The organism is Actinomadura sp. BRA 177, from assembly GCF_013372625.1.
In the GTDB taxonomy this organism is placed as follows: domain Bacteria; phylum Actinomycetota; class Actinomycetes; order Streptosporangiales; family Streptosporangiaceae; genus Spirillospora.
On record NZ_JABXFD010000539.1, the window covers coordinates 1 to 5,855 of the forward strand.

5 protein-coding genes are annotated in these 5,855 nt (G+C 68.3%); 2 read left to right on the forward strand and 3 right to left on the reverse strand.

All coding sequences use genetic code 11. The features are described from left to right. Positions 1 to 408 (reverse strand): TetR family transcriptional regulator (locus HUX53_RS30720; RefSeq protein WP_176406717.1); only part of this gene is annotated, 408 nt, incomplete at its 3' end. Between the two features lie 62 nt (positions 409 to 470). Here HUX53_RS30720 and HUX53_RS30725 point away from each other — a divergent pair. Next, the gene (locus HUX53_RS30725; protein ID WP_176406718.1) at positions 471 to 1,670 is read left to right on the forward strand and encodes a cytochrome P450; all 1,200 of its coding nucleotides are present in this window, start codon (positions 471 to 473) and stop codon (positions 1,668 to 1,670) included. 6 nt (positions 1,671 to 1,676) lie between these two features. Here HUX53_RS30725 and pruA read toward each other — a convergent pair whose 3' ends face one another. Together pruA and HUX53_RS30735 are read right to left on the reverse strand one after the other, a co-directional pair. Next, positions 1,677 to 3,308 (reverse strand): L-glutamate gamma-semialdehyde dehydrogenase, encoded by a 1,632-nt coding sequence (gene pruA, locus HUX53_RS30730; RefSeq protein ID WP_176406719.1) that lies wholly within the window; start codon positions 3,306 to 3,308, stop codon positions 1,677 to 1,679. Between the two features lie 15 nt (positions 3,309 to 3,323). Then, positions 3,324 to 4,232, reverse strand: a complete 909-nt coding sequence (locus HUX53_RS30735; RefSeq protein WP_176406720.1) for a proline dehydrogenase family protein — start codon at positions 4,230 to 4,232, stop codon at positions 3,324 to 3,326. A 117-nt stretch (positions 4,233 to 4,349) separates the two neighbouring features. Here HUX53_RS30735 and HUX53_RS30740 point away from each other — a divergent pair, with 117 nt between their 5' ends. Further along, positions 4,350 to 5,450 carry a CdaR family transcriptional regulator gene (locus tag HUX53_RS30740; protein WP_176406721.1) on the forward strand — a complete coding sequence of 367 codons (1,101 nt, stop codon included), beginning with the start codon at positions 4,350 to 4,352 and terminating at the stop codon, positions 5,448 to 5,450. Positions 5,451 to 5,855 lie beyond the last annotated feature (405 nt).

The following is a 5,855-nucleotide window of genomic DNA, read 5'->3' on the forward strand; positions in this document are numbered from 1 at the left end:
TTGTTGGTGGAGGGCGGTGCCGTGGAGGAGGGGTGGGAGGTGGTGGTCGCGGATTCCGGCGCGTCCGGCTAGTTGGGCGGTGATGCGGAGGAAGTCGCGGCCTTGTTGGGTGCGGAGTTCGTCGGCGGTGGGTTGGACGATGGCGTGGACGATGGCGGGGAGGTCGCCGGAGTGGAGTGCGGGGAGGGTGGCGGCGCGGGCCGGTTCCATGCGGGTGATGCCGTTGCGGAGGACGGCGTTGAGGAGTCCGGCGCGGGAGCCGAAGTGGTAGGTGATGGCGGAGTCGTTGGCTTGTCCGGCGTGGTGGACGATGTCGCGGGTGCGGGCGGCGTCGATGCCGTGGGCGGCGAAGAGGTGGGCGCCGGCGCGGATGAGGGCTTCGCGGGTGGCGCTTGCGTCTTTCGGCACGCCGATGATACTAACAGGGTGCGTTAATAACGACGCCTGTTACAACCCGCGGAGGCCGTGCCATGGCGGACGTCTACGACCCGTTCGATCCCGGATTCCAGGCCGATCCCTATCCCGCGTACCGGCGGCTTCGTGACGACGACCCCGTCCACCGCCATGACGAGCCGCCGTTCTGGGCGCTGTCGCGGTTCGACGACATCTGGGCGGCGACGCGGGACGCGGGCACGTTCTCGTCCGCGCAGGGCCTGACGTTCTACCCGGACGAGATCGGCACGCTGGGCCTCGCCCCGACGATCGTGATGCTGGATCCCCCACGCCACACCGTCCTGCGCCGCCTGATCAGCCACGGCTTCACACCACGCAGGATCGCCGCACTAGAAGACCTGTTGCGCAAGTTCGTCCGCTCCAGAATCGCTCTGATGGAACGCAAGACGGCCGAAGGAGAAGTGCCAGACCTGCACAAGGACTTCTCGTCCCCTCTCCCGACCTACGCCCTGGCCCACCTGCTGGGCGTCCCGGAGGCGGACCGGGCGCGGTTCGATCCGTGGGTGTCCGCGCTGACGACCCTGCAGGACGAAGGCTTCGGCCTCCAGTCGCTGAAGAACGACGCGGTGAGTGCGGTCGCCGAGATGTTCGGCTACTTCACGGATGTGATCGCCGCGCGCCGAGCCGACCCGTCCGACGACCTGATCAGTGCGCTGACGGCGGCCGAGGCGGACGGGGAACGCCTCACCGACTGGGACATTCTCGGGTTCTGCTTCGTCATGGTCGCGGGCGGCAACGACACCACCGGAAACCTGATCTCGCACGGGATAGCACTACTGGACGGCGACCACGCGCAGCGCGAGCGCCTCGCCGCCACCCCGTCCCTGATTCCGAACGCGCTGATGGAGTTCCTGCGCCTGGAGAGCTCGGTACAAGCACTCGCCAGAACCACCACACGCCCCGTCACCCTCCACGGAACGGAAATCCCGGAGGGTCAGAAGGTGATGATGCTGTTCGGTTCGGCGAACCGGGACGAGCGCGAATTCGGCCCGTCCGCCCACGAACTGGACATCACCCGGGAGATTCCGCGCCACCTGGGCTTCTCCAGTGGCGTCCATTTCTGCATCGGTTCGCACCTGGCCAAGCTTCAGGCGCGCGTCGCGCTGGAGGAGCTTCTCCAGGCCCACCCGCACATCGGTGTGGACCTGGAGAAGTCCGAACGGATCTCGTCCCCCTTCACCCGCGGCTGGGTCTCACTCCCAGCCACGGGCCTATAAGGACCGTCAGCCCATGTGGGGGTACCGGTAGTCGGTCGGCGGGACGAGCGTCTCCTTGATGGAGCGCGGTGACGTCCAGCGCAGCAGGTTGAACACGGATCCGGCCTTGTCGTTGGTGCCGGACGCCCGCGCGCCGCCGAACGGCTGCTGGCCCACCACGGCACCCGTCGGCTTGTCGTTGATGTAGAAGTTGCCGGCCGCGTACCGGAGCACCTCGGCGGTGTGCGCGGCGGCGGCCCGGTCGTTGGCGATGACGGCGCCGGTCAGCGCGTAGTCCGCGACGGACTCCATCTGGGCGAGCATCTCCTCGTACCGGTCGTCCTCGTAGACGTGGACGCCGAGGATCGGCCCGAAGTACTCGGTCCGGAAGATCTCGTTCTCGGGGTCGCCGGAGACCAGAACGGTGGGCCGGACGAAGTATCCGGCCGAGTCGTCATACGTCCCGCCGGCCACGACTTCAACACCGGCATCGCCCCGCGCCCGGTCGATCGCGGCCTTGTTCTTGGCGAACGCGCGCTCGTCGATCACCGCGCCCATGAAGTTGGACAGGTCGGCGACGTCCCCCATGGTGAGCCCGTCGACCTCGGCGGCGAGCTCCTCCTTGAACCCGGCGTCCCAGATCGACCGCGGGATGTACGCCCGCGAGGCCGCCGAGCACTTCTGCCCCTGGTACTCGAACGCGCCCCGCACGAGCGCCGTCTTGAGCACGGCCGGGTCGGCGGACGGATGCGCGACGACGAAGTCCTTACCGCCCGTCTCCCCGACGATCCGCGGGTAGCTCCGGAACTTCTCGATGTTGTTCCCGACCGTCTTCCACAGGTGCCGGAACGTCGCCGTCGACCCGGTGAAGTGGATCCCGGCCAGCTCCGGATGCCCGAGCGCCACGTCCGACACCGCGAGCCCGTCTCCGGTCACGAGGTTGATGACGCCGGCCGGCAGCCCGGCCTCCTCCAGCAGACGCATCAGCAGCACGGCGGAGTACGTCTGCGTCGGCGACGGCTTCCACACGACCACGTCGCCCATCAGCGCGGGCGCGGTCGGCAGGTTCGCGGCGATCGCGGTGAAGTTGAACGGGGTGATCGCGTAGACGAACCCCTCCAGCGGCCGGTGGTCGGACCGGTTCCACACTCCCGCGCCGCTGATCGGCTGCTCGGCGAGGATCCGCCGCGCGTAGTGCACGTTGAACCGCCAGAAGTCGACCAGCTCGCACGGGCTGTCGATCTCCGCCTGCTGGACGGTCTTGGACTGCCCGAGCATCGTCGCGGCCAGCAGCGTCTCCCGCCACGGCCCGGCGAGCAGGTCGGCGGCGCGCAGGAAGATCGCGGCCCGGTCGTCGAAGGACAGCGCCCGCCATGCCGGCGCGGCCTTCAGCGCGGCCTGGATCGCGTCCCGCGCGTCGTCCTGCGTCGCGGTCCCGAACGTCCCGAGCACCGACGCGTGCCGGTGCGGCTGCACGACGGCGACCTTGGCACCGCCGCCAAGCCGGCGCTCTCCCCCGATGGTCATGGGCAGGTCGACCGGCGCCTCGGCGGTCAGCTCGGCGAGCTTGGCCTCCAGCCGGGCCCGCTCTGCGCTGCCCGGCGCGTACCCGCGCACCGGCTCGTTCACCGGCGTCGGAACGTTGGTCACGGCGTCCATTGGAAAGGGCCCTCCTTAGCGGGAGACGAACGAACGGAGAAAGAAGACGAGGTTGGCGGGACGTTCGGCCAAGCGCCGCATGAAGTAGCCGTACCAGTCGGCCCCGTACGGGACGTAGACGCGCATCTGATGGGCTTCAGCAAGCCGCCGCTGCTCAGCAGCCCGGATCCCGTAAAGCATCTGGAACTCATAAGTCGAAGGCGACCGTCCAGCGGCCAACGCCAGCGCGATCTCAATAATCCGCGGGTCATGGCTGCCGACCATCGGATAGCCGTCGCCCTCCATCAACAACCGCAGCCCCCGCACATAGGCACGGTCGACCTCATGCCGCCCCTGAAACGCGACCGACTCGGGCTCGGCATAAGCGCCCTTGACCAACCGGACCCGCGAGCCCTCCCCCACCAGCTCCCGGAGATCCCCTTCACTGCGCCGCAGCATCGCCTGGACCGCGACACCGACCCACGGGAAGTCGCTCCGCAGCTTGCCGAGAATCTCCAGCGTGGAGTCGACGGTCGTGTGGTCCTCCATGTCGAGCGTGACAGTCATGCCGACCCGTCCCGCCGCCGCACAGATCTCCCGCGCGTGGTCGACCGCGAGCTCTCCCGGCAGCGCCTGCCCGAGCGCGGACAGCTTCACCGAAGCATCAGCGCCACCCGCGAGCCCGCACTCCTCGAAGGAAGAGATCATCCGCAGATAGGCGTCCCTCGTACCCACCGCCTGAGCGGGCTCCCGGGTGTCCTCCCCGAGATGATCAAGGGTGACCTTGAGCCCCGCGTCCCCCAGCTCCCGCACCGCCACGAGCGCCGCCTCAAGATCGTCACCCGCGACGAACCGGTCGACGACGCCCCTGGTCAGCGGGACAGAAGTAACGAGACCGCGCATCCGTTCGCTGCGCGCGGCGGCGAGCAGAAGAGGAGAGGGCATGGGAGCCTCCAACGTCGAGGAACACCTCGAACGGTAGAGGCGCCACCCCCGTCCTCCCACAGCCAAATGCCACTTTCACCCCTGCTAAACTTCATACAAACGTATGAAGGAGGGCACATGGCTCCCGACCTGCAGGACATCGTGGAACAGGCGGCCGACCTCCTGCGCGCTCCCGCCACCCTGGAGGACCGCGACTTCCACCTCGTCGCCTACGCCGCCCACGGCGACACCATCGACCCCGTCCGGATGGACTCGATCCTGCACCGCCGCGCGTCCGAGACCGTCCGCGCCCGCTTCGAACGCCACGGCATCGCCCGCGCCACGGGCCCGGTCCGCATCCCGGCCGACACGTCCCTCGGCCAGCTCGGCCGCCTCTGCCTGCCCGTCCGCTGGAACAACGTGACGTACGGCTACCTGTGGCTCCTGGACGACAAGGAGCGCATAACGGGCACCCAGGCGACCAGGGCGATGCCCCTCTGCGAACGGGCGGCCCTCCTCATGGCCCGCCAGGCCAGAGAACGCGACGACCTGACCTGGAAGGTCGCCGACCTGCTCTCAACCCACCCCGAAACCCGCACCCAGGCAGCAAACGACCTGACAGAAGCCGCAGCCCCCGAAACACCCCTAACAGTCGCCGTCCTAAGAACACCGTCCCCAGAACCCCTGAACCCGTGGCAACTCCCCCACTCCGTCCTGACCACCCTCTGGCAACGCGACCACGTCCTAGTGATCCCGACCGCAACCCCCACCCCAGCAACCCTGGACAGAGCCCGCCGCCTCCTAGAGGAACGCAACGCCCCCGTCCAAACAGGCGTCTACACACCCTGCCCAACCCTTGAGGACGTCCACGAGGGCTGGCTCCGCGCCCGAGTAGCGGCCCGCACAGCCGCCCCCGGCGAAACCCGAGACTGGACGACCTTGGGCGCCCTCCGCCTCCTCCGCACGGCAGGCGACGAAGCCCTCACCCAAACAACCCAAACCCCGGGCATCGCCCGCCTACTACAACACCCGGACCTAACCGAAACAGCCCGCACCTACCTAGACCTGGCAGGCAACGTCCAGCAAACAGCCAAGGCCCTGAACATCCACCGCCAAACCCTCTACCACCGCCTACACCGCATAGAAGACCTAACAACCCTCTCCCTAACAAACGGCCAAGACCGCCTAACCCTCCACCTATCCCTAACCCTCACCCCCCACCTAAAGCAGGACGGCTAACCCCCAACAAGCCCGAGCGCCGTGCACGCAGCCCCCGCGTGAGAATCTTGCCGCCGGGTTTCTTGGCAGCGAATCAACGACGCCCACGTACTTGGGCCGCCTGAATGCAGCAGCCCACTCACGAGCATGCGCCTGGACGTCCTCGATCCAGTGCGGATGGCTGATGCCGAAGACGGCGCCCTCGACGACCCCGCCCAACTCACGGACGGCCTTCGACCTCCCGGCCAGCGACGTTCTCACCACCGCCCTTGATCACGTCCTTCTTGCCGGCCGCCGACGGACAGGCAGCCGCCGACGGCCATGACCCCGAGGTAACCCGAACGACTCCAGCGTCCGCCACGGCAAGGAAACCAAACCAAGGACGCAAACCAAGGAAGGGGGGCCAGGGGCGGAGCCCCGGGGGTG

Bases quoted from the DNA above. Each gene is read 5' to 3' on its own strand.
- HUX53_RS30725 (WP_176406718.1), top strand. From the start codon at position 471: ATGGCGGACGTCTACGACCCGTTCGATCCCGGATTCCAGGCCGATCCC.
- pruA (WP_176406719.1), bottom strand. From the start codon at position 3,308: ATGGACGCCGTGACCAACGTTCCGACGCCGGTGAACGAGCCGGTGCGC.
- HUX53_RS30735 (WP_176406720.1), bottom strand. From the start codon at position 4,232: ATGCCCTCTCCTCTTCTGCTCGCCGCCGCGCGCAGCGAACGGATGCGC.
- HUX53_RS30740 (WP_176406721.1), top strand. From the start codon at position 4,350: ATGGCTCCCGACCTGCAGGACATCGTGGAACAGGCGGCCGACCTCCTG.